The organism is Solirubrobacter pauli (assembly GCF_003633755.1).
GTDB classification, from domain to species: Bacteria; Actinomycetota; Thermoleophilia; order Solirubrobacterales; family Solirubrobacteraceae; genus Solirubrobacter; species Solirubrobacter pauli.
The window spans coordinates 402,909-424,153 of sequence record NZ_RBIL01000002.1; the positions used below are offsets into that span (position 1 = coordinate 402,909).

A 21,245-nucleotide genomic window follows, 5' to 3' on the forward strand; every position below is an offset into this window, starting at 1 on the left:
GGAGCTTCAGCCATGCGCCGCATCCGTCAGCTCGTCGCTTCGTCCGTCATCGCCGTGTCCGCCTGCGTCGCCGCCCCGGTCGCCGCCGAGGCCGCGGCCTGCGCCGGCGCCGACTCCGTCCCGTCGGCCACCACGCAGGAGGCGCACGCCACGCTCTGCCTCCTGAACGAGCAGCGCCGCGCCCACGGCCTGCGCCCGCTGCGCCTCGACGGCAAGCTCGGCCGCGCCGCCCGCGCCCACGCCGAGGACATGGTCGCCAAGCGCTACTTCGCGCACGAGTCCAAGAGCGGTGCCACGTTCGCGACCCGCATCAAGCGCACCGGCTGGACCAAGTCGCGCCGCTCGTACACGATGGGCGAGAACATCGCCTGGGGCGGCGGCTCGCTCGCCACCCCGCGCGCGATCGTCCGCAGCTGGATGAACAGCGCCGGCCACCGCGCGAACATCCTCGCCCGCGACTTCCGCTTCATCGGCATCGGCATCGCCGCCGCGACCCCGGAAGGCGGCGCGGGCGGCACCTACGCCACCGACTTCGGGGGCTGAGTTTCGAACCGGGGTGACCATCCCCCTTTAGGATTGGGGGTGTGGCGCGTGGTGAACCTGTCCGTCGGCGCCAGGCCGGGGTGCTCGTCGTTGGTGCGGCGGAGCCCGAGATCCAGTCCTGGTTGAGGGCCGCGGGGCATCTCCCGCGGGCGGTTCGGCGTGTCTCGGCGGCCGGGGCGGCGCTCGAGGCCGAGCCCGTCGACCTGGTGATCGTCGACCGCGACTCGTCCGGGAAGGACGCGCCCGAGGTGTGCCGCGTGCTGCGCGACGACCCGCGCCTCGGCGACGCGTGGATGCTGGCCATCACCGTCGCGGCCAAGGGCCGGATGGCCGACTCGGTGCTCAACGCCGGCGCCGACGACTACCTGCACCGGCCGTTCACGCGCGCGGAGCTGATCGCCCGCACCCGGGCCGGGCTGCGCGCGGCGCAGGAGCGCTCCAACGACCGCCTGCTGCGCACGCTGATGGAGAACGTCCCCGGCGCGATCTACCGCTCCGCCTGGCACGACAACCACCAGCTGGAGATGATCACCGACGAGATCGAGCGGATCTCCGGCTACCCGCCGCACAACTTCCTGTCCTCGACCAAGCGGACGATCCTCACGCTGATCCATCCCGGGGACCTCGACGCGGTCGTCGACGCGATCTCGCACTCGCAGCCCGACGAGCCGTTCGAGCTCGAGTACCGGATCGTCCGCGCCGACGGCGAGGTGCGCTGGGTGCTGGACCGCGGGCAGCTCGTCGCCGGCCCGGGCGGGCGGCTGTGGCTCGACGGCGCGATGTTCGACATCACCGAGCGCAAGGGTGCCGAGGAGGCCGCGCTGCGCAGCGAGGTGGAGGCGGCGCGCAGCGCGGAGCTGCGGGCCTCGCGCGCCCGCATCATCGAGGCGGCCGACAAGGCGCGCCGCAAGATCGAGCGTGACCTGCACGACGGCGCGCAGCAGCGCATGGTCAGCCTCGTGCTCGACGTCCAGGTGGCCAAGCGGCGCTTCGCCAAGGACCCGACCGACATCGTCCCGTTCTTCGAGAAGCTCGGCAAGGACCTGCAGGACGCGTCCGCCGAGTTGCGCGAGCTCGCCCGCGGCATCCATCCGGCGGTGCTGACCGAGCGCGGGCTGACCGCGGCCGTCGGCGCGGTCGCGGCGCGGTGCGTGGTGCCGGTCGAGGTCGTCGACGCGCTCGACGAGCGCCTGCCGCCGGCGGTCGAGGCGACGGCCTACTTCACGGTCGCCGAGGCGTTGACCAACGTCGCCAAGTACGCGGAGGCCACGCACGCCGTCGTGAGCCTGAACCGGTCGGCGGACGCGCTGGTGGTCGAGGTGCGCGACGATGGCATCGGCGGCGCGTCGACGGGCGCGGGCTCGGGGCTGAGCGGCCTCGCCGACCGCGTGGGCGCGCTGGACGGCACCCTCAGCGTCGACTCGCCCGCCGGTGCAGGGACGGTGGTCCGGGCGGTGCTTCCGGTGAACGGGGGAGGTTGAGGGTGATGGCCGATCGGCGAGTGGTGTATTCGAGCTCCGGTGGTGACCAGCGCAAGGCGCCGCCCGCGGACGCCGTCCGGGCGCGGCAGAACGCCGGCGGGCGCGTGAAGGTCAAGCGCGAGGTCGCCGGGCGCCGCGGCAAGGGCGTGACGACCGTGTACGACCTGCCGCTGCGCGACCCGGAGCTGAAGGCGCTCGCGGGCAAGCTCAAGAAGCGCTGCGGCGTCGGCGGGTCGGTCAAGGACGGCGTGATCGAACTGCAGGGCGACCATCGTGACGTGGTGATGGAGGTCCTGCGCGCCGAGGGCTACGACGTGGTCGCCGCCGGCGGCTGAACGTCGACCACCAGCGCCGAGTGGTCGCTGAGGCCGGCGCGCCGCCAGTCGTGCGCGTAGCTCGACGCGACGGGCGTCAGCCCGTCCAGGAGCACGTGGTCCAGCCGCCAGCCGCCTTTGTCGCCGGCGAACGTCCAGCTCGCGTCACGGGTGCCGTAGCCGTGCAGCGTGCGCCAGGTGTCCGTCCAGCCGAGGTCGCGCACGAGCGCGCGCTCGGCGCGGTCCCAGCGCTCGCCGCGCTCGGGGCGCAGCCGTCCGGCCGAGTCGTGCGCGAACGTGAGCAGCGTCCCGTCCTCGAGCTCGCGGCGTGGCGTGTTGAGGTCGCCGCACAGCACCCGCGGCCGCGCGGACGGCTCGCGCAGGTACGCCGCGACCGCCTCGTGCGTGCGGATCTTCGCCAGCTCCGGCGAGGGCGCGATGGGGGAGTGGAGGTTGACCACCTCGATCCCGTCGGCCACGCAGCACAGCACGCGCTCGCCCCAGGGGACCGGTGGCGCGGGCAGCCGCTCCAGCGGGGTGCGCGCCGCGGTCAGCACCGCGAGCCGGCGCTTGGTCGGCTTGGGCGGGAGCGCGGCCACCGCCGTCTCGACGAACGGCCACCCCGCCGCGTGCAGCGACTCCCGCCACAGCGGCGCGGTCCGCGCCGTCACCTCCTGCAGGCAGACGACGTCCGCGCCGACGGCGGCCACGGCCTCGGCCTGCTCCGGCTGCCGGCCGACGCGGCCTCGCCACGTTCCACGTGATCAGGCGCATCCGCGCCAGCTCGCTTGCAACCACTGCGTGAGTGTTGACAAGATGAACACGGCGTGACATTGACCAGTCGCGCCCTTCCGTCGGTCCGGCGGCGTGCGCACCCTGGGAAAGGACACGTCGCCGGCCCGCGACTCAGCGCGTCAGCACGAGCTTGCCGAACACGTCGCCCGCGGCGAGCGCCGCGAACGCGTCGCGGGCCTGCTCGAGCGGTCGCTCGGACTCGATCACGGGCCGCACGTCGCGCTCCACGCAGAGGCGCACGAGCCGCTCGAGCTCGTCGCGCGTGCCCATCGTCGAGCCGATCACCGACAGCTGCAGGAAGAAGATCCGGTTCAGGCCCGCCGCGGGGTCCTGCCCGCTGGTCGCGCCCGAGATGACGAGCGTCCCGCCCGGCTTGAGCGCCTTCAGCGAGTGCTCCCAGGTCGCGGCGCCGACCGTCTCCGCGACGACGTCGACGCGCTCGGGCAGGCGCGCGCCCGGCTCGAAGACCGCGTCGGCTCCGAGCGCCCGCGCCCGCTCGCGCTTGTCCTCGGATCGCGACGTCGCCCACACGCGCGCGCCCGCCGCCCGGGCGAGCACGATCAGCGCGGTCGCCACGCCGCCGCCCGCGCCCTGGACCAGGACGGTCGCGCCGGGCTGCAGCCGCGCGCGGGTGAACAGCATCCGGTACGCCGTCAACCATGCGGTCGGCAGGCACGCGGCCTCGGCGAACGACAGCTCGGCGGGCTTGGGCACCAGGTTCCGCCGGGGCACCCAGACGGTCTCGGCGAACGTGCCGGGGTGCACCTCGGACAGGATCGAGCGCCGCGGGTCCAGCGTCTCGTCGCCGCGCCATGCCGGGTCGGAGACGACCGCGTGCACGACGACCTCGTTGCCGTCCTCGTCGACGCCGGCGGCGTCGCAGCCGAGGATCATCGGCAGCGCCTCCGCGCGCAGGCCGACGCCGCGCAGCGACCACAGGTCGTGGTGGTTGAGCGACGCGGCTCGGACCTCCACGCGCGTCCAGCCGTCGGACGGGCCGGACGGCTCGTCGACCTCGTCCACGACCAGCCCGGCCAGCGGGTCGTAGGCGTCGAAGGACTTCGCGAACACGGCGAGCACCGCTTGAGCGTACGCGCCGGAATGCCGACAAGCGTCGTAGATGATCCGGAAGTACGCCCTCCCCATTGCCCTCGCCTCGCTGCTGCTCCCCGCCACCGCGCAGGCCGCGCCCCGGATGGAGTTCGCGCTCCAGGACGACGCGGTCTTCGTCGAGCAGGCCTACATGCCGCGCGAGCGCGCGCTCGAGCACGCCGCCGCGCTGCACACCAAGCGCATCCGCGTGAACCTCCTCTGGGCGCGGACGCTGGTGAGCGGGGCGGACCACCGGACCCCGCCGGTCGGCGGCGCCCAATACGACTTCACGAAGGTCGACGCCCTGCAGGCCGCGGCCGCGGCCAAAGGCATCAAGCTCCAGCTGACCCTTACGGGTCCCGCCCCGGCGTGGGCCACGAAGGACGGCAAGGTCGGCGCCAACCGGCCGGACCCCGTGAAGTTCGCGGCGTTCGCACGCACCGTGGCCGCGCACTTCAAGGGCCGCGTGGACCGCTACTCGGTCTGGAACGAGCCGAACCTGAGCGCCTGGCTGGCTCCGAGCCGGACCGCGCCGCAGCAGTACCGCCGCCTGTACAAGGCGGCGTACGGGGCGATCAAGACCGTCGACCCGGGGTCGAAGGTGCTGTTCGGCGAGCTCGCGCCGACGCGCGACGGCCGCACCATCGCCCCGCTGAAGTTCATCCGCGAGGCGGCGCCCAAGAACGCCAAGCTCAAGGCCGACGGCCTGGCGCACCACCCGTACCAGTTCACGGTCGCGCCGGACAAGCGCACGGGCGGCCCCGACGACGCTCCGGTCAGCCAGCTCGGGCGGCTCACGAAGACCCTCGACCAGGTCGCGAAGGTCAAGGGCTTGAGCACGCCCAAGGGCAAGGGCCTCGACCTCTACCTGACGGAGTTCGGCTACCTCAGCGCCGGCAACCGCGCCATCTCCCAGAGCGCCCGGGCCGCGTGGCTGCGCAAGTCCTACTCGATGCTGCGCGCGAACCGGCGCGTCAAGCAGGTGCTCCAGTACCAGCTCGTCGACGGTCCTGCCGACCATCTCTGGCACACGGCGATCATCGACCACCACGGCCGCCCGATGGGTGCGTACGCAGGGCTCGTGAGCGCCGCGGCGTCCATTGCGCGCTGAGGCTTTCGCCTGAGGAGTAGAGTCGCGGCCCCAAGCGTCGACGAGGGAGGAGAGCCTCGTGAAGACCAAGGCAGCGATGTTGCGCGACACCGGCTTGGACTGGGAGATCGCCGAGATCGAGCTCGACGAGCCCAAGGCCAACGAGGTGCTGATCCGGCACGTCTCCGCGGGCCTGTGCCACTCGGACGAGCACCTGCGCCACGGCGACATCGTCCCCCGCTTCCCGATCGTCGGCGGCCACGAGGGCGCCGGCGTGATCGAGAAGTGCGGCCCCGGCGTGAGCCGCGTCAAAGAGGGCGACCACGTCGTGACGTCGTTCCTCCCGGTCTGCGGGCATTGCCGCTGGTGTGCGACGGGGCACTCGAACATCTGCGACTACGGCGCCACGATCCTCGACGGCTGCCTGCCCGACGGCACGTTCCGCTTCCACGACAACGGCACCGACATCGGCGCGATGTGCATGCTGGGCTCGTTCAGCCAGTACTCGGTGATCTCCGAGACGAGCTGCGTCTCGGTCGACAAGGACCTGCCGCTGGAGACGGTCGTGCTGGTCGGCTGCGGCGTCCCGACGGGCTGGTGCTCGTCCGTCTACGCCGCCGACGTCACGCCCGGCGAGACCGTGGTTATCTACGGCATCGGCGGGATCGGGGCCAACGCCGTCCAGGGTGCGGCGCACGCCGGGGCGGCCAACGTGATCGCCGTCGACCCGCTCGCCAACAAGCGCGAGGCGGCCGAGGACCTGGGCGCGACGCACACCGCGACGACCGCCGAGGAGGCCCACGAGCTCGCCCAGGAGCTCACGCGCGGGGTCGGCGCCGACAAGGCGATCATCACCGTCGACATCGTCGACGAGCAGGTCGTCGCCGACGCCGTCAACGCGATCCGCAAGGGCGGCACGGCCGTGATCACGGGGCTCGCCGACCCGAACAAGGTCACCGTCCAGCTGTCGGGCGCCGTGATGACGCTCTACGAGAAGACCGTCAAGGGCACGCTGTTCGGCTCGGGCAACCCGATGCACGACATCCGCAACCTGATCGGCCTCTACCAGGCCGGCAAGCTCAAGCTCGACGAGCTGATCACGAACCGGTACGCGCTCGAGGACATCGGGCAGGGCTTCCAGGACATGCTCGACGGCAAGAACATCCGGGGCGTGGTCGTCCACGCGTCCTGACGCGACCACGCTGCTGGCGCGGGTCGATGAGCAGATCGTCGGCCTGCGCCGCGAGGCCGAGGTGCTCGCCGCGTCGCTCGTGGCCGGGTTGCACGTCGTGCTCGAGGGGCCGCCCGGCACGGGCAAGTCGACGCTGCTGCGCGCGGTCGCGCAGGCCGCGGGGCTGGGCGTCGAGTTCGTGGAAGGCAACGCGGAGCTGACGCCCGCGCGGCTCGTCGGCCATCACGATCCCGCGTTGGTGCTCCAGACCGGCTACACGCCGGAGATCTTCGTCGACGGGCCGCTCGCCATCGCCCTGCGCGAAGGCCGCCTGCTGTACATCGAGGAGCTCAACCGCGTGCCCGAGGAGACGCTGAACGTGCTCGTCGGCGCGCTGGCCGAAGGTGAGATCCACGTGCCGCGGCTCGGTCGCATCCCGGCCGGTCCCGGCTTCCGCCTGATCGCGGCGATGAACCCCTTCGACGCGGTCGGCACGGCGCGCGTGAGCCAGGCGATCGCCGATCGCATGTGCCGGATCGCGATCGGCTACCAGGACGCCGTGGGGGAGCGGCGGATCGTCACCGCGGTGAGCGGGGCGGACGGCGCGTTGCCCGCCGCGGCGGTCGAGTTGACACGGCTCACGCGCGAGCACCCGGAGGTGCGCATGGGCGCCTCGGTGCGCGGCGCGATCGACCTCGTCCGGCTGGCGATCGGCCTGGCCGCGGTGCGCGGCGAGGCCGAGCCGGCGCCCGGCGACGCCACCTTCGCCGACGCCGCCATCGCCGCGCTCTCCGGCCGGCTGCGGCTGGACGAGGGCAGCGACCGCACGCCGGAGGCGATCGTGCTCGAGCTGCTCGCGCGCCTGCAGCCTCGACCCGAGGATGAGGGCGGGCCGACGCCGGGAAAAGCGCCGGCGGCGCGGCCGCCGACGCGGACCTGACACGCGCGCGGCCGGCCGCCGGCGCGGGGCCGCCGCCCGGCGCGGCCGGACGGAGCGTCGCCGGGGCGGAAGCGCGGGCCGTCGTCCGCGAGCGCGGGCGGCGGACCCTTGGCCGCTCGCAGCTCCAGCGCCGGCACGCGCAGCTCGCCGACGTGTCGCCCCACGTCGGCCGGCTCGACGAGGCCGCGGTCCACGACTTGATGCGCACGGACCCGGACGCCGCCCTCGCCCTGCTCGCGGACCTCGCGTGCGCGACCGATCCGGAGCTGCGCACGCAGGCACGGCGACTGGCCGCCCGCGTGTTCGTGCGGGCCGGCCGGTTCGGGGCGACCGGCACGCGTGGCTACCGGAGGCTCACGCCCCACCGGGGGGCGGGGGAGGGCGACCTCGACCTCGACCTGAGCTTTGAGGTTTCCGGCGGAAAGCCGCGCCACGCCGACGATCTCGTCTCTCGCCGGTGGACGGCGCCGCCGCTCGGACTGTGTCTGCTCGTCGACCACAGCGGCTCGATGGAGGGGCACGCGGTCGGGCTCGCGGCCATGGCGGCGGCCGCGGTGGTGCTGGCCCGCGCCGAGCGCGCCTCGATCAGCGTCGTGGCGTTCGCCAAGGACGCGCTCGTCCTGCAGAACCAGGGGGAAGCGCGCCCCGTGGCCGCGCTCGTGGACGACCTGCTGTCTCTGCGCGGGAAGGGACGGACCGACCTCGCCCTGGCCCTTCGGACAGCCTCAACCCGGCTCAACCGGGGGCATGGGCTGCAGCGGCGGGTCATCGTCCTGTCCGACTGCCGTCCGACGGCCGGCGGGGACCCGCTGAGGGCGCTCGCCGGCCTCGACCGGGTCGACGTCCTGGGCAGCAGCGATGACCCGGAATCCGTGCAATTCGGCCGTGCGCTCGCCTTACGCGCGCGTGGTTGTTACCGCTCTGCGACGAATTACGTCCAATTGCGGGCCGGACTGCTTACGCTGCTCTCCTGAAGCAAGCGTGGAGGCATCTGGACGAATGGTGGCTTGACGCCACCGGCGCGGCCGGGATACCTTCGCCGCACTCGGGGTGTATCGCGCCTCAACGGGGAGAGGCGCGTCCTACGATGCTCCGCTCGGTCAACAACGGGTCCATGCAGTTCTTGCAGGAGGGAGAGTGGCAGAGATGCCCTCAGCAGGTCGGATAATGCGAGTTTCGATAGCGGGAGTCGTCGCAACCGCGATCCTGGCCATCTCCGCCGCCAGCGCTTCTGCGGGCGAGGTGTGGATGTGGGCCTGCCACGGCCCCAACGGTCAGAGCCTCAGCTCCGGCGGCGTCCTCGTCGGCGACAGCTCCGGTACCGCCGCCGCGGGCGGCAGCTGCGACACAGCGGGCACCGATGCGGCCCGGACCCTCACCGCGACCGGCGCGGGCGGCTCTGCCTGGGTCAAGATCTCGGTCCCGGACGGCCTCAACGTCAAGCGCGTGCGCATCGTCCGCAAGGCCAACGGCCTCGGGACCGCCGGTGCCGCCACGTACACCGCCACGTACGGCCCGAAGCCGAACACGGCGACGACGCCGCCGACGACCTTCCCGGCCGACACGCTTCCCGACACCGACTTCTCGAACGCCGCGCCGGAGTTCGCCGTCAGCGGCGCCGGGGAGCTGACCCTCAAGCTGAGCTGCACGGCTACGCCCTGCACCGGCTCGCTCGACGTGCAGCGCGTCGCCTTCCTCGTCGAGGACAACGACGCCCCGTTCGCGCTCGGCGTCAACCGCAACAACCCGGTGGTCACGACTCGCGACAAGCTGCTCAACGAGAAGGGCGAGGTGCTGCGCGACGCCGCCGGCAACGAGCTCTACTACGTCGACGAGGTGCCGATGATCCTGTCCGGCAAGGACTCGGGCACCGGCATCGACCACGCGGTCGTCTCGATCTTCGGGCCGGGCCTGTCCGCGCCGACCAGCGACATCGTCGAGTTCGACTGCACGGACCTCTCGCCGGGCGACGCGACGAACGACCGCCCGCTGGACCGCACCAAGTGCGGCGACGCCGCCGGCAAGGCCTTCGCGAAGAAGTGGCGCGACCTCATCCCGGGCACGGGCGGCACCTACGGTCGCAGCGTCGTCTTCTTCGACGCCGCCGGCAACCGCACCACGGCGCTCGACAACGACCTGTTCGAGGTCTCCGTCATCTCCAAGCCGATCAGCACGCGCACGCTGAGCATCGGCACAGACCCGCTCTCGCTGCCCGAGACGCCCGGCGCGCCGAAGCCGCCGAGCGGCGGCGTCCAGGGCGCGCAGCGCAACCAGTGCCGCACGCCGCGCCTGTCGGTCGTCCTGAGCTCCAAGCCGGTCCGCGTCAGCAAGGGCACGCCGGTCCTGCAGTACAAGAAGGCCTACAAGTTCACCGGTCGCCTCACGTGCGTGATCGACGGCAAGCGCCGCTCGGCTCCCAAGCGCACGAAGGTCTCGATCCTGAACAAGGTCGGCAAGAAGACCGTCCGCAAGCCGAACACGGCCATCCGTGACAAGGGCGGCGTGAACCTCAAGCTCAAGTTCGTGAGCTCCCGGACCGTGATCTTCCGCTACACGAACGCGGACGGCCAGAAGTCCGAGGTCAAGATCAAGGTCCGCGTGACCAAGAAGAAGAAGTAGAGGCGCCTGGGCTCGACTCAGCGCGCGGGAGGAAGTGGCAATGAAGCGAGTTACGGCGCTGGGCGCCGCGGTTCTGGCGCTGGGCGCCGGCGCCGCGGCGTACGGCAACAAGGCGACGGCCGGCGGGGCGGCCGCGCAGGCGGAGGGTGGCCTCGCGGTCATCCCCGGCACGATCGAGGTCAAGGCGGGCACGACCGGGCCGCTCGGCACGATGAAGATCGCCAACCGCTCGGCGGCGCCCCTGACGGTCACCGTCACGCCGCGGCAGTGGACCCAGGACGCGGCCGGCAAGGTCGCGCCCAACCGCCGCTCCACGCTCGGTGGCGTCAGCATCGGCGAGGCGTCCTTCACGCTCGCCGCCGGCGCCGAGAAGGACGTTCCCGTCAACGTCGTGTCGGCGCCCGCGAACGGGCTCTACGGCGCGGTCGAGGTCGTCGGCCTGCCGGCGGACGTCAAGACGCGCAAGGGCCTCGTGCTCGGCTACCGCGTGGTGGCCCCGTTCCGGCTCGCTCCCGCGACGCCGAAGACCGGCATCAGCGCGGGCAAGATCAAGCCGGGCAAGGGCACCGCGCTCCTGCCGGTCAAGAGCACCGGCAACACGTTGGACGCCGTCAGCGGCACGGTCTCGGTCAAGGACTCGCGCGGCACGCGCAACCTGACCATCGCGCCGGTCAAGATCCTGCCGGGCAAGACGGTCAACATCCCGCTCGGGACCAAGCTGCAGAAGGGCAGCGCCACCGCGAAGGTCACGCTCAAGCAGAAGGGCAAGACCGCGCTCTCCCTCACGAAGAAGTTCACGGTCAAGTGATGCGCTCCGAATCGCGTTCTCCCGTGTTCTGTCTGCAGGTGGTCATGAAGCGAGTTCTCAGAGGGCACGAAATGAAGCTGCGCACGTTCATCGCCGCGGGCGCGGTCGGCGCCGTCGCGGTCGCCGCACCGCTGGCCTCGGCGCAGACGCCGCCGGTCGACGGTGGCACGACCATCGGCGGCAGCGTCCCCAGCTTCCTCGAGCTCATCATCAGCCAGCCGAAGTCGAGTTTCGCGACGTTCACGTCGGCGAAGACGTACTCGACGTCGTTCGACGTCGCGGTCACGACGACCGACGGCAGCACGCAGCTGTCGCTGGCCGACGGTGACATCGCGACCGGCAGCAAGATGGGCCGGCTCGCGGCCGGGTCGAAGCTGTTGCCGCTGCCGCTGGAGGCGCGTGTGGGCAAGTCCGCCTTCGCGCCGCTGAACACGTCGGTGGACCCGCAGCTGACGAAATGGACGGACGTCCAGAACCGCGGCAAGGCCACGGTCAACCTCCGCCAGCAGGTCAAGTCGAAGGTCAAGGGCAGCTACCGCAAGGTCCTGCTCGTCACGCTTTCCACGGAAGCGCCGTAGAGGCGCGATCCGCGGTCACGATCCAGATAACGCCAAGGAGATACCGAAGTGAAGCTCGTTAGGAGTCGGCTGGTCGCCGGCGCCCTCGGCCTGGCCGTCGCGGGGACCGCGACCGGCAGCGTCATCGCCCGCGCGGACGAGTCCGCTCCGGTGGCGAAGGCCACGCAGCAGGGCGGCGTGTCGATCACGCCCGCTCTCGTCGAGAAGACGGCCAAGCGCGGCGCAGTCGGCACGATCACGATCAAGAACACCACCAAGGACACCATGCGCGTCACGGTCAACGTGCGCCCGTGGATCCAGAACCGCAACAACGGCTCGGTGGTCCTGAACACGAAGGCGAGCCTCGCTCCGTACGTGCGGGCGACGCCGCAGTCGTTCAACCTGCCGCCCGGCGAGCGTCGCGTGACGTTCAACATGCGCCGCATGACCGCCTCCGGCTCGCTGTACGCCGGCTTCCAGGTGTTCGCCAAGCAGGTGAAGGCCAAGGCCCGCAACGGCATCGTGCCGCAGTGGGACCTGCGCGGGAAGATGCGCCTGAACCCGGCGCGCAAGAACCCGAACCTGCGCATCGGCGCGACCGACGTGGCCGGCCGCGGCAACAACCGCTCGCTCATCCTCGCGGTCCGCAACACGGGCAACACGCTGGACCCGGTCGGCGGCACGGTCTCGATCACGGGCCCGACGCGCCGCAACGCCACGATCCCGCAGGTCGGCATCGTCCCGGGCCAGGTCGTCTACCTCAACGGTGGCGCGCTGCGCGGCATGAAGGCCGGCAACTACACCGCCACGTGGGCCGTCACCATCGGCGGCAAGCGCTTCAACGTCAAGCGGACGTTCAAGCTCTAAGCACCATGGCCGCGCCCCCACCTCTGCACGAGCTCGAGACCGAGATCATGGAGGAGATGTGGGGGCGCGCCGAGGCCACCGTGCGGGACGTGCAGGTGGCGCTCAACGCGCGCAGCGAGAAGACGCGCGCGTACACGACCCTGCTGACCGTGATGACGCGGCTGGACTCCAAGGGCCTGCTGGTCCGTCGTCGCGAAGGCCGCGTCGACGTCTACTCGGCGGCGCTCCCGCGCGACGAGTACTTCGCGGCGCGGGCCGAGGCGTCGGTCGAGGCCCTCGTCGAGGACTTCGGCGATCTCGCGCTCGCGCACTTCGCCCGCCACATCTACGGCCTCGATCCGCAGCGGTTGGAGACGCTCCGCCGCATCGCCGACAGCGGTGACTGAGACGCGGGGCTTGCGGCGGGCCGAGTTCGCGGTCGCCGCGTTCGGGCTCACCACGTTCCTGCTCGCGCTGCTGTACGTGATCGACGCGTTCCGCTTCCACGGCGGGGCGATGCTGCACCCGCTCACGGAGGACATCCCGAACGGCGTGTTCCACGGTCGCGAGCTGGCCCTGCTCGCCCTGCTGGCGTTCGACGGGTTCGCCTTCACGCGGGCGGCACGATCGCTGCGCCGCGGCGTCGTCGCGCACCGGCGCCTGGCGGCCCGGCTGCCGGTCATCGGCACGCGCACGGTCGGCGGACGCGAGGTGGCGATCGTCCCGGGCGCGGCGCCGCGCGCGTTCTGCTCCGGGCTGCTCCGGCCGCGCGTGTACCTGTCCGAGGGCGCCGTGGCGTTGCTCGGGCCACGCGAGCTCGCCGCGGTGGTCGCGCACGAGGGCCATCATGCCGACCGCCGTGACCCGCTCCGGCTGCTGGTCGCCCGGGCGATCGGCGAGGCGTACTCGCTCCGCACGCTGCCCCGCCGCGAGCAGGCCCTCTCCGAGCTGGCGGCGGACGCGGCCGCGGTCCGGCGGGGAGGCGCGGCGCCGCTCGCGTCGGCGCTCCTGGCGTTCCCCGGCGGCATCGCTCCCGAGCGCGTGGACCGGCTCGCCGGCGCGGCCCCCGGGTACGAGGTGTCCAACGGGATGCTCGCCGCCGCGGCGGTCGTGCTGGCCGTGCTGGTGGCGGCCATCGGCGCCGAGCTGCTGGTGCCGGGGCACCCGAGCTTCTGCCTGCCGCTCGCGTCCGCGCCCGGATGGCTCCTGGTCGCGGTCCTCGCGCGGCTGGTGGCGATGGGACCCGCGTGGCTCGGCTGGCGCCGAGCCGCCGCGTTCCTCAGCCCGGCCTGATCAGCCGCGCTTCTTCTTCTCGCAGTCCGCCGCGACCTTCACCCGCGCGCGGTTGCCCTTGAACTTGGACACGATCACCGTGTCGTTGCCCGGACCGCAGGAGATCCGTGCGCGGCCGCTGGCCGTGATCGCGTAGATCGTGTCGTCGTCGGGGCCGGCGTCGACGATCGTGTTCTTGCCGGCGATCCGGATGTTGTCGGCGCCGTTGCCGCCGAAGATCGTCGACGTGGTGCCGTTGCCCTGCAGGAAGTCGTTGCCGTCGCCGCCGAGGATCCGGTTCTTGCCGCGGCCGCCGTAGACGGTGTCGTCGCCGGGGCCGGCGTCGAGCAGGTCGCTCTGCTTGCCCGCCTTGCCGCTGTGCCGGGCGTCGCCCCAGAGGACGTCGTTGCCCGCGTGCCCGTAGAGGGTGTTGGAGCCGCCCTGGCCGTTGAGGCGGTCATTGCGGTCGGTGCCGTTCTTGGTGCCGTTGCCCGACCAGGTGATGCCGCGCGTGGGGTCACGCTCGGCGGCGAGGTCGATCACGTTTTCGCAGTTGGGCTGGGCGGCGAGGAGCTTGCGGTTCGTGCGGCCCATCGGCGCGGGCGTGTTGTAGACGGTGTCGTAGCCGTCGCCGCAGTCGATGCTCTTGATCGCGCTCGGCGGGTCCGAGTTGAGGTGGATGATGTCGTCGCCGGGGCCGGCGTCGATCCGGTCCGGGCCGGTGTCCGAGAAGATCGTGTCGTTGCCGTTGCCGCCGTTGATGTCGTCGCCGCCGCTGCCGCCGTCGAGGGTGTCGTTGCCGTCGCCGCCGTTGAGCACGTCGGGCGCCTCGTTGCCCTCGAGGTTGTCGTCGCCCGGGCCACCCAGCAGCGTGTCGTGGCCGAAGCCGCCGAGGCCCTGGTCGTTGCCGTCCTCACCGATCAGGCGGTCGTCGCCCGAGCCGCCGTTCATGTTGTCGTTGCCCGCTCCGCCGTAGAGCTCGTCCGGGCCGGTGTCGCCGGTCAGCACGTCGTCGCCGCCGAGACCGCGGATGGTGTCGCGGCCGCCGAGGCCGTTGATCACGTCAGGGCCTTCGGTGCCGGTGAGCCGCTCGGCGGCACCAGAACCCACGATGTTCTTTGCGAACGCGGTCGTGGCGAAGACGAGCGCTCCAGCGATGGCGAGGGCCAACAACGTACGGATTTTGGACACAGATCATCCTTTGCCCGGAGCGTCCAGGCGGTTAACGAGAGAAGGGCGCCAAGTATGGCGGCTGGGCTTGCCATGCTGCCGGTATGAGCGAGGCTTCAGTCGAGCCGATCGCCCGCGCGGAGCACCCGCTCCCCGCCGGCACCCGGATCGGTCACGTCCATCTCCGCACTGCGGACATCGACCGCGTGCGTGACTTCTACGTCGGCGTCCTGGGGTTCGACGTCATCACCGAGCTGCGGGACGTCCCGGGCTGGGGGACCACCGGTGACGCCCTGTTCCTGAGCGCCGGCGGCTATCACCACCACCTGGGGTTCAACACCTGGAAGTCGGCGGGTGGCCCGCCGCAGCCCGACGGGGTCTGCGGCCTGCACCACGTCGCGATCCTGTTCCCCACCCGCGCGGACCTGGCGAACGTCGTCCGCCGGTTGATCGCGGTCGACTGGCCGCTGCGCCAGCTCGCCGACCACGGCACCCACGAGGCCGTCTACATCTCCGACCCCGACGGCAACGACCTCGAGCTCTACTGGGACCGGCCGTTCGACGAGTGGCCACGCACGGAGGCGGGGCACCTCGCCTTCGCGGGCGGCGAGCTGGACCTCGACGACCTGCTGGCTACGACGTGAGCTCGCCGGCGAGGTCGGAGGCGAACAGCCGCCGCACCTCGTCGGACGGATGGCCCTCGGAGAGCAGGACGACGAGCTTCGCGTACGCGGCCTCGGTGGTCATGTCCAGCCCGCCGACCGCGCCCGCCTCGATCAGCGGGGCGCTCGTGGCGTAGGCGGTCAGGTCCACGCGCCCGTCGACGCACTGGGAGACCACGCCGACGACGACGCCGCGCTCCGTTCCTCGCCGCAGCGCCTCGAGCAACCCGCCGTCGTGCGCGGGCAGCGTACCGGCGCCGTAGGCCTCCAGGATCAGCCCGCGCGCGGGCGCCGCCATGGCCGCCTCGAGCAGGCTCGCCGGCATGCCCGGGTACAGCCGCAGCAGGTTGACCGGCGCGTTCAGGTCCATGGGCAGCCCGACCGCACCCGACGGGTGGCCGAGCAGCCGCTTCTCGTCGACCGCGATCTCCACGCCCGCCATCCCCAGTGGCGGCAGGTTGGGCGAGGTGAAAGCCTCGAACCCGGACGCGCTCGCCTTGACGGTGCGGCAGCCGCGCAGGATGTGGGAGCCGAACACGAGGCACACCTCGTGCACCTCCTCACGGGCCGCGACGAGGATCGCCGTGAGCAGGTTCTGCCGCCCGTCGCTCCGGAGCACGCCGAGCGGGATCTGGCTGCCGGTGACCACGACCGGCTTGGCCAGCCCGCGCAGCAGGAAGGCGAGCGCCGAGGCGGTGTAGGCCATCGTGTCCGTGCCGTGCAGCACGACGAAGCCGTCGTAGTGGTGGCGGTGCTCCACGATGTCGCGGGCGATCCGCAGCCAGTCGGCCGGGAGGGCGTTGGCCGAGTCCAGCAACGGCTCGTACTCGCGGATGTGCAGCTTCGGGACCTCGGCCGAGTGGAACTCCGGCCGGTCGTGGATCTGCTCGGTGAGGTGGCCCGGAACGGGCGCGTAGCCGTTGTCGGTCGGCTTCATGCCGATCGTGCCGCCGACGTAGGCGACGTAGATGCGCTTGCGGCCGAAGATCATGCGGGCACCAGGGTGTCGAAGTGCGCCTGCGCCGCGGGCGCCCAGCGCTCGTGGCGGTCACGGAACAGGTCGTGCGCCCGGCGGCGCGGCCAGTCGGCCGGCAGCAGGTCGTCGGGCAGGTCGGGGTCGATGAACGGGAAGCGCCGCCAAGCGTGCACGAGCGCCGTCTGGGCGGCGAAGCTCGCCGCGTCGCCGCGTGGGCGCAGCCGGGCGAAGTCCTCGATGAACTGCTCGTAGTGCTCGCGCAGGTCCGGCAGGTCCCACGCCTCGCCGATCACCCTCTCGGTGCCGCCGAGCGCCCCCAGCTCGGCGCGGAAGCTCAGCAGCTCCGCGGGCGCCTCCGCCTGGATCTCGCTCTCGCGGTCCACGTGCGGCGTGATCCACAGCCCGCCGCCCAGGCTGCCGAACCCCGCCCACGCGAGCTGGGTCGTCAGCCGGTGGCGCAGCTCACGGCGCTGCTCGGGCACGCGCAGGACGAGCAGCAGCCAGCGACCGTCCCAGCTCACCGGCCCGCCGAACCCGTAGATGCGCCGCGCGCCGACGCGCAGCAGGTCCGCCGAGCGGGGCGTGAGTCGCATCCGCGAGCGCCGGCCGACGCGCTCGCTCTGGAGCCAGTCCTCACGCGCGGACCGGACGACGGCCTGGCGCGCGGCCGACGGGCTGAAGCCCAGCAGCTGCAGGCCGCCGATCAACGCCTCCTGCCAGGCGCCGTCGGGGCGGGGCAGCAGGAACTCGCCGAGCACGGTCAGCAGGGTCGAGCGGGCGGCGGGAGCGCCGACCGAGCGGCGTCGAAGGACGTCGTCCACGGCCACGAGGATATGGTGCGGTCATGGGCCAGGCGCTCGTCGGCGGCACCGTCGCCGACGTCTACACGGGCACATGGGTGCGCGCGAACGTCGAGTTCGACGACGGCGTCATCACCTATGTCGGCCCGCGCGAGCCCGCCGGTGAGGCCGTCGACATCACCGGCAAGCTGCTCGTGCCGGGCTACGTCGAGCCGCACACGCACCCGTGGTGCCTGTACTCGCCGACGTCGCTGCTCGAGGTGGCGGTGCCGGACGGGACCACCACGCTCGTGTACGACAACCTGTTCTTCTTCCTGTCCCACGGCGTGGACGGCCTGCGGGCGATCGTCGACCAGATGCGGGCGGCGCCGGCGCACATCCGCTGGGTGGCGCGGATCTCGCCGCAGTCCGCCTACCCTGACGAGGCCGAGCGCTTCGCGATCGAGACGATCGCGCCGATGCTGTCGTGGCCGGAGGTGGTCGCCAGCGGCGAGATCACGAACTGGCCGTCGGTGGCGCGCGGCGACCCGCGGGTCGCCGCGGGGATCGCCGCGGCCAAGGCGGCGCGGCGGCGCGTCGAGGGCCACAACGCCGGCGCGTCCTACGACCGCCTCAACGAGCTCTCCCTCGCGGGGCTCTCCGCCGACCACGAGGCGATCACCGCCGACGAGGCCCGTGACCGGCTCCGCTTGGGCATGTGGACGATGCTGCGCCAGTCCTCGCTGCGGCCCGACCTGCCGGCGCTGCTGGACGGCCTGCGCGACGTGCTCGGAAGCGCGCGCCGGCTGATGCTCACGACCGACGGCGCCACGCCGTCGTTCTACGCCGAGCGGGGCGTGATCGGCGGCGCGCTGCGGATCGCGAGCGAGCAGGGCGTCGAGCCGATGCGCGCGCTGCAGATGGCGACCATCGACCCGGCCACGTTCCTGGGGCTCGACGAGCGGCTCGGCGGAATCGCGCCCGGCCGCGCGGCGACGTTCAACGTGCTGCCCGAGCTGGGGGAGTGGCGGCCGGAGACGGTGTACGTGCGTGGCGAGGTGGTCGCGCGTGACGGCCGGCTGACCGCCGCGCTGCCCGAGCTGGCGTGGCCGGCCGGGCCAGGGCTGGCCGCGCCCGACGTCTCGCTGTTCGAGCCGCTGTCCGGCGTCCAGCCGGTCGCGCGCTACGAGTCGGCGGTGATCAACCGGCGCGTGGACCGAGCGGTGGAGCCGGGCGACGTGCACGCCGTGCTCGTCGGGCGGGACGGCTCATGGGCGACGAAGGGCGTGGTGGAGGGATTCCTCGACGTCGACGGCTTCGCCACCACCGCGACCACGTCGCTCGAGCTGCTGGTGCTGGGGCGCGACCCGGCGGCGATGGCGCGCGCGGCCGGGCGCGTCGCGGAGCTGGGCGGCGGGTTCGCCTTCGACGGCGGGTGGTCGGCACCGCTGGAGGTCGACGGCCTCATCTCCGCCGGAACGTTCGACACAACAGTTGCGATCGATAGTAGGCTGTCTGACGAGATGTCCCGCCACGGGTATCCGTTCCACGATCCGCTCTACAGCTTGCTGTTCGCGTCGGGAGACTTCCTCCCGGAGCTGCGGGTGACGCCGAGTGGGCTGCTGGAGGTGAAGTCGCGCGTGATCCTCGCCCCGCCGGTGCGGTCGTGAACAACGCGGGGTTGCTGGTCGACCGCCGCCTGGACGCCGGTCACGGTGACAAGGTCGCGATCCGGTGCGCGGGTGAGTCGGTCACTTACACGCAGCTTCACGACGCGATCTGCCGCGTGGGCAACGTGCTGGAAGGGCTCGGCGTCGGACGTGAGGATCGGGTGTTGATGATCCTCGACGACTCACCCACCTTCCCCGCGTTGTTCCTGGGTGCGATGCGGGCGGGGGCCGTGCCCGCGCCGGTCTCCTTCCTCGACACGACGGAGAACTTCGCCCACTACGCGCGCGACTCATACGCGAAGCTGATCGTGGCCGAGGACGCGTTGGTCCAGCGGCTGCCCCCCGGGACGATGCCGCGCTCGCGCTTCGAAGCGCTGCTGGCCGAATCGCCGGGGGACCGCGCGCCCGCCGACACCCATCGCGACGACATGGCGTTCTGGCTGTTCAGCGGCGGATCGACCGGGTTCCCCAAGGGCGTCGTGCACCTGCACCACGACATCGAGTACACGTGCGAGACGTACGCGAAGGAGATCCTTCGCATACAGGAGCACGACGTGACGTTCTCGTCGACCAAGCTCTACCACGCGTACGGGCTCGGCAACAACCTCACGTTCCCGTACTGGGTGGGCGCCACGACCGTGCTCCGGCCCGGCCGTCCGGACCCGCGGGGGCTGCTCGAGACCGCCGCCGCCGAGCGGCCGTCGCTGTTCTTCAGCGTGCCCACCCTATATGGCGCGATGGTCAACCTCGAGGACGCCTCGACGTTCGACCTCGGCTCGGTGCGGATGTGCGTGAGCGCGGCCGAGCCGCTCGCCCCCGAGGTGCTGCGGCGGTGGCAGCAGTGCTTCGGGTTGGACATCGTGGACGGCATCGGCTCCACCGAGCTACTGCACATCTACTGCTCGAACCGGCCCGGCGACGTGCGCCCCGGCACGAGCGGCAAGCCGGTGCCGGGGTACGAGCTCGTCTTGCTCGACGAGGTGCACACACCGGTCGCCGACGGGCAGGTCGGCAACCTGTGGGTGCGAGGTGACTCGGCGCTCGCCTATTACTGGCACCAGCACGAGAAGACCAAGGCGGCGATCAGAGGTGATCTGTTCTTCACCGGTGACCGCTATCGGGTGAACGAGCAGGGTGACTACGTCTACGAGGGCCGCGCCGACGACATGATCAAGGTCGGCGGGCTGTGGGCGTCGCCGATCGAGATCGAGAACGCCCTGGTCGAGCACCCGCGCGTGCTCGAGGCCGCCGCGGTCGGCGTGGACGCCGACTACACGACGCGCGTGAAGGCGTTCGTGATCGCGCGCGGCGATCCGGGCGACGACGGCCTGGTGGCCGAGCTGCAGGCGTGGTGCAAGGAGCGGCTGCGCCGCTACGAGTACCCACACTTCATCGAGTTCGTGGACGATCTCCCGAAGACCCCGACCGGCAAGATCCAGCGCTACAAGCTCAGAGCATGATCTTCACCGCCCCCGAAGTGGAGGACTTCGCCGGCGTCGAGACGGCGCTCACCGACGCGTTCCGGCGCTCGCAGGCGGCGGCGCGCGGCGCCGAGCCGATCGTGTTCGTGCTCGCCAACGAGCACCTGCTCGGCCAGAACGGCGTGCCGGGCGCGATGCTCGCCAACGCGCTGCTGTCCGGGATGCGCACCCTCGCCGCCGAAGGGCACGCCGCCAACGCGGTCGCGGTCGGCGCCGACCATGCGCCCGAGGACCTGCAGCACTGGATCGCGCTGCTGGCCGAGGGCCGCGGCGTGGCGGGCGAGCTCGTCCACGTCGGCGCCAAGCACGTGGGCAAGGTGCAGTCGTGAGATCCGTGGTCACCGGCGCGGCGCGCGGGATCGGCAAGGCCGTCGCGGACCGGCTCGAGCAGGACGGGTACGACGTCCTGCGCGTCGACCTCGCCGATGGCTTCGTGGCCGACGTCACCTCGCCGGAGGACCGCGCGCGGATCGTGGCCGAGGCGGGCCCGGTCGACGTGCTCGTCAACAACGCCGGCATCACGCGGGACGCGCGGATCGTGAAGATGACCGAGGAGCAGTTCCTGGCCGTCATCCGGGTCAACCTCGGCGCGGCCTACGAGCTCACGCGCGCGCTGACGCTCAACGACGGCGCGTCCGTCGTGAGCCTGGCGAGCCGCGCGTACCTCGGCAACTTCGGCCAGTTCAACTACAGCGCCTCCAAGGGCGGGCTGGTCGGCATGACGCGGGCCCTGGCGCTGGAGCTGGCCCCGCGCGTGCGCGTGAACGCGATCGCCCCGAGCCTCACCGCCTCGGAGATGACGCGCGCGATGCCGGAGCACGTGCTGGAGAAGATGATCGCGAGCATCCCGCTCGGCCGCCAGGCCGAGCCCGAGGAGATCGCGGAGACGATCGCCGCGCTGGCCTCGCCGGCCACCGCGTACGTGACGGGCCAGGTCCTGGTCGCCTGTGGCGGCCGGAGCCTCGCTCCTTGACACCAG

At 72.2% G+C, this 21,245-nt stretch carries 23 protein-coding genes; 18 read left to right on the top strand and 5 right to left on the bottom strand.

Annotated features, from left to right (window positions below):
• Positions 1 to 12 precede the first annotated feature (12 nt).
• From C8N24_RS21800 to C8N24_RS21810, 3 genes are read left to right on the top strand one after another with little or no spacing between them, the layout of a single operon-like run.
• Positions 13 to 543, top strand: coding sequence for a CAP domain-containing protein (locus C8N24_RS21800; protein WP_121254084.1), 531 nt, complete (start codon positions 13 to 15; stop codon positions 541 to 543).
• Positions 544 to 584: 41 nt separating this feature from the next.
• Positions 585 to 2,024 carry a PAS domain-containing protein gene (locus tag C8N24_RS21805; RefSeq protein ID WP_121254086.1) on the top strand — a complete coding sequence of 480 codons (1,440 nt, stop codon included), beginning with the start codon at positions 585 to 587 and terminating at the stop codon, positions 2,022 to 2,024.
• A gap of 5 nt (positions 2,025 to 2,029) precedes the next feature.
• The gene (locus C8N24_RS21810; protein ID WP_121254088.1) at positions 2,030 to 2,359 is read left to right on the top strand and encodes a translation initiation factor; all 330 of its coding nucleotides are present in this window, start codon (positions 2,030 to 2,032) and stop codon (positions 2,357 to 2,359) included.
• Here C8N24_RS21810 and C8N24_RS21815 read toward each other — a convergent pair.
• Together C8N24_RS21815 and C8N24_RS21820 are read right to left on the bottom strand one after the other, a co-directional pair.
• Entirely contained in the window at positions 2,332 to 3,048 is a 717-nt protein-coding gene (locus C8N24_RS21815) for an endonuclease/exonuclease/phosphatase family protein (protein ID WP_121254091.1), read from the bottom strand. The genes C8N24_RS21810 and C8N24_RS21815 overlap by 28 nt on opposite strands.
• A gap of 196 nt (positions 3,049 to 3,244) precedes the next feature.
• On the bottom strand, positions 3,245 to 4,213 hold the full coding sequence (locus C8N24_RS21820; RefSeq protein ID WP_121254093.1) for a zinc-binding dehydrogenase: 969 nt from the start codon (positions 4,211 to 4,213) through the stop codon (positions 3,245 to 3,247).
• A gap of 40 nt (positions 4,214 to 4,253) precedes the next feature.
• Here C8N24_RS21820 and C8N24_RS21825 point away from each other — a divergent pair, with 40 nt between their 5' ends.
• From C8N24_RS21825 to C8N24_RS21870, 10 genes are all read left to right on the top strand, one after another.
• The gene (locus C8N24_RS21825) at positions 4,254 to 5,336 is read left to right on the top strand and encodes a glycoside hydrolase family protein (protein WP_121254095.1); all 1,083 of its coding nucleotides are present in this window, start codon (positions 4,254 to 4,256) and stop codon (positions 5,334 to 5,336) included.
• Between the two features lie 58 nt (positions 5,337 to 5,394).
• On the top strand, positions 5,395 to 6,507 hold the full coding sequence (locus C8N24_RS21830; RefSeq protein ID WP_121254097.1) for an NDMA-dependent alcohol dehydrogenase: 1,113 nt from the start codon (positions 5,395 to 5,397) through the stop codon (positions 6,505 to 6,507).
• Positions 6,508 to 6,568: 61 nt separating this feature from the next.
• A complete protein-coding gene (locus tag C8N24_RS21835; RefSeq protein WP_211340100.1) occupies positions 6,569 to 7,426 on the top strand; it encodes an AAA family ATPase in 858 nt (285 codons plus the stop codon).
• Positions 7,427 to 7,578: 152 nt separating this feature from the next.
• Complete coding sequence (locus C8N24_RS21840) at positions 7,579 to 8,400, top strand: VWA domain-containing protein (protein ID WP_121254101.1); 822 nt, start codon at positions 7,579 to 7,581, stop codon at positions 8,398 to 8,400.
• Between the two features lie 193 nt (positions 8,401 to 8,593).
• A complete protein-coding gene (locus C8N24_RS21845) occupies positions 8,594 to 10,045 on the top strand; it encodes a hypothetical protein (protein WP_147447926.1) in 1,452 nt (483 codons plus the stop codon).
• Positions 10,046 to 10,085: 40 nt separating this feature from the next.
• Positions 10,086 to 10,853 (top strand): hypothetical protein, encoded by a 768-nt coding sequence (locus tag C8N24_RS21850; protein ID WP_121254105.1) that lies wholly within the window; start codon positions 10,086 to 10,088, stop codon positions 10,851 to 10,853.
• Between the two features lie 71 nt (positions 10,854 to 10,924).
• The gene (locus C8N24_RS21855) at positions 10,925 to 11,431 is read left to right on the top strand and encodes a hypothetical protein (RefSeq protein ID WP_121254107.1); all 507 of its coding nucleotides are present in this window, start codon (positions 10,925 to 10,927) and stop codon (positions 11,429 to 11,431) included.
• 48 nt (positions 11,432 to 11,479) lie between these two features.
• On the top strand, positions 11,480 to 12,277 hold the full coding sequence (locus C8N24_RS21860; protein WP_121254109.1) for a hypothetical protein: 798 nt from the start codon (positions 11,480 to 11,482) through the stop codon (positions 12,275 to 12,277).
• A 5-nt stretch (positions 12,278 to 12,282) separates the two neighbouring features.
• The gene (locus tag C8N24_RS21865) at positions 12,283 to 12,663 is read left to right on the top strand and encodes a BlaI/MecI/CopY family transcriptional regulator (RefSeq protein WP_121254111.1); all 381 of its coding nucleotides are present in this window, start codon (positions 12,283 to 12,285) and stop codon (positions 12,661 to 12,663) included.
• Positions 12,656 to 13,549, top strand: a complete 894-nt coding sequence (locus C8N24_RS21870) for a M56 family metallopeptidase (RefSeq protein WP_147447927.1) — start codon at positions 12,656 to 12,658, stop codon at positions 13,547 to 13,549. The genes C8N24_RS21865 and C8N24_RS21870 overlap by 8 nt, the downstream gene beginning before the upstream one ends.
• Here the strand turns inward: C8N24_RS21870 and C8N24_RS21875 are convergent, their stop codons facing one another.
• The gene (locus tag C8N24_RS21875) at positions 13,550 to 14,701 is read right to left on the bottom strand and encodes a calcium-binding protein (RefSeq protein WP_170179307.1); all 1,152 of its coding nucleotides are present in this window, start codon (positions 14,699 to 14,701) and stop codon (positions 13,550 to 13,552) included.
• A gap of 101 nt (positions 14,702 to 14,802) precedes the next feature.
• Between C8N24_RS21875 and C8N24_RS21880 the strand changes: the two genes are divergently transcribed.
• Positions 14,803 to 15,342 carry a VOC family protein gene (locus tag C8N24_RS21880; RefSeq protein ID WP_121254117.1) on the top strand — a complete coding sequence of 180 codons (540 nt, stop codon included), beginning with the start codon at positions 14,803 to 14,805 and terminating at the stop codon, positions 15,340 to 15,342.
• On the opposite strand, the gene ansA is transcribed toward C8N24_RS21880, so the two are convergent.
• Both ansA and C8N24_RS21890 read right to left on the bottom strand, forming a co-directional pair.
• Entirely contained in the window at positions 15,332 to 16,351 is a 1,020-nt protein-coding gene (ansA, locus tag C8N24_RS21885; protein ID WP_211340101.1) for an asparaginase, read from the bottom strand. The two genes, C8N24_RS21880 and ansA, sit on opposite strands and share 11 nt — an antisense overlap.
• Positions 16,348 to 17,157, bottom strand: coding sequence for a PaaX family transcriptional regulator (locus tag C8N24_RS21890; protein WP_211340102.1), 810 nt, complete (start codon positions 17,155 to 17,157; stop codon positions 16,348 to 16,350). The genes ansA and C8N24_RS21890 overlap by 4 nt, the downstream gene beginning before the upstream one ends.
• Before the next feature lie 23 nt (positions 17,158 to 17,180).
• Here C8N24_RS21890 and C8N24_RS21895 point away from each other — a divergent pair, with 23 nt between their 5' ends.
• Genes C8N24_RS21895 through C8N24_RS21910 form a run of 4 tightly spaced genes read left to right on the top strand, consistent with a single transcriptional unit; the run spans position 17,181 to position 21,239 of the window.
• Positions 17,181 to 18,785, top strand: a complete 1,605-nt coding sequence (locus C8N24_RS21895; RefSeq protein WP_121254121.1) for an amidohydrolase family protein — start codon at positions 17,181 to 17,183, stop codon at positions 18,783 to 18,785.
• Positions 18,782 to 20,245 (top strand): benzoate-CoA ligase family protein, encoded by a 1,464-nt coding sequence (locus tag C8N24_RS21900; protein WP_121254123.1) that lies wholly within the window; start codon positions 18,782 to 18,784, stop codon positions 20,243 to 20,245. The genes C8N24_RS21895 and C8N24_RS21900 overlap by 4 nt, the downstream gene beginning before the upstream one ends.
• Complete coding sequence (locus C8N24_RS21905; protein WP_121254125.1) at positions 20,242 to 20,595, top strand: hypothetical protein; 354 nt, start codon at positions 20,242 to 20,244, stop codon at positions 20,593 to 20,595. The genes C8N24_RS21900 and C8N24_RS21905 overlap by 4 nt, the downstream gene beginning before the upstream one ends.
• Positions 20,592 to 21,239 carry an SDR family oxidoreductase gene (locus tag C8N24_RS21910; RefSeq protein ID WP_170179308.1) on the top strand — a complete coding sequence of 216 codons (648 nt, stop codon included), beginning with the start codon at positions 20,592 to 20,594 and terminating at the stop codon, positions 21,237 to 21,239. Before C8N24_RS21905 ends, C8N24_RS21910 begins: the two co-directional genes overlap by 4 nt.
• Positions 21,240 to 21,245 lie beyond the last annotated feature (6 nt).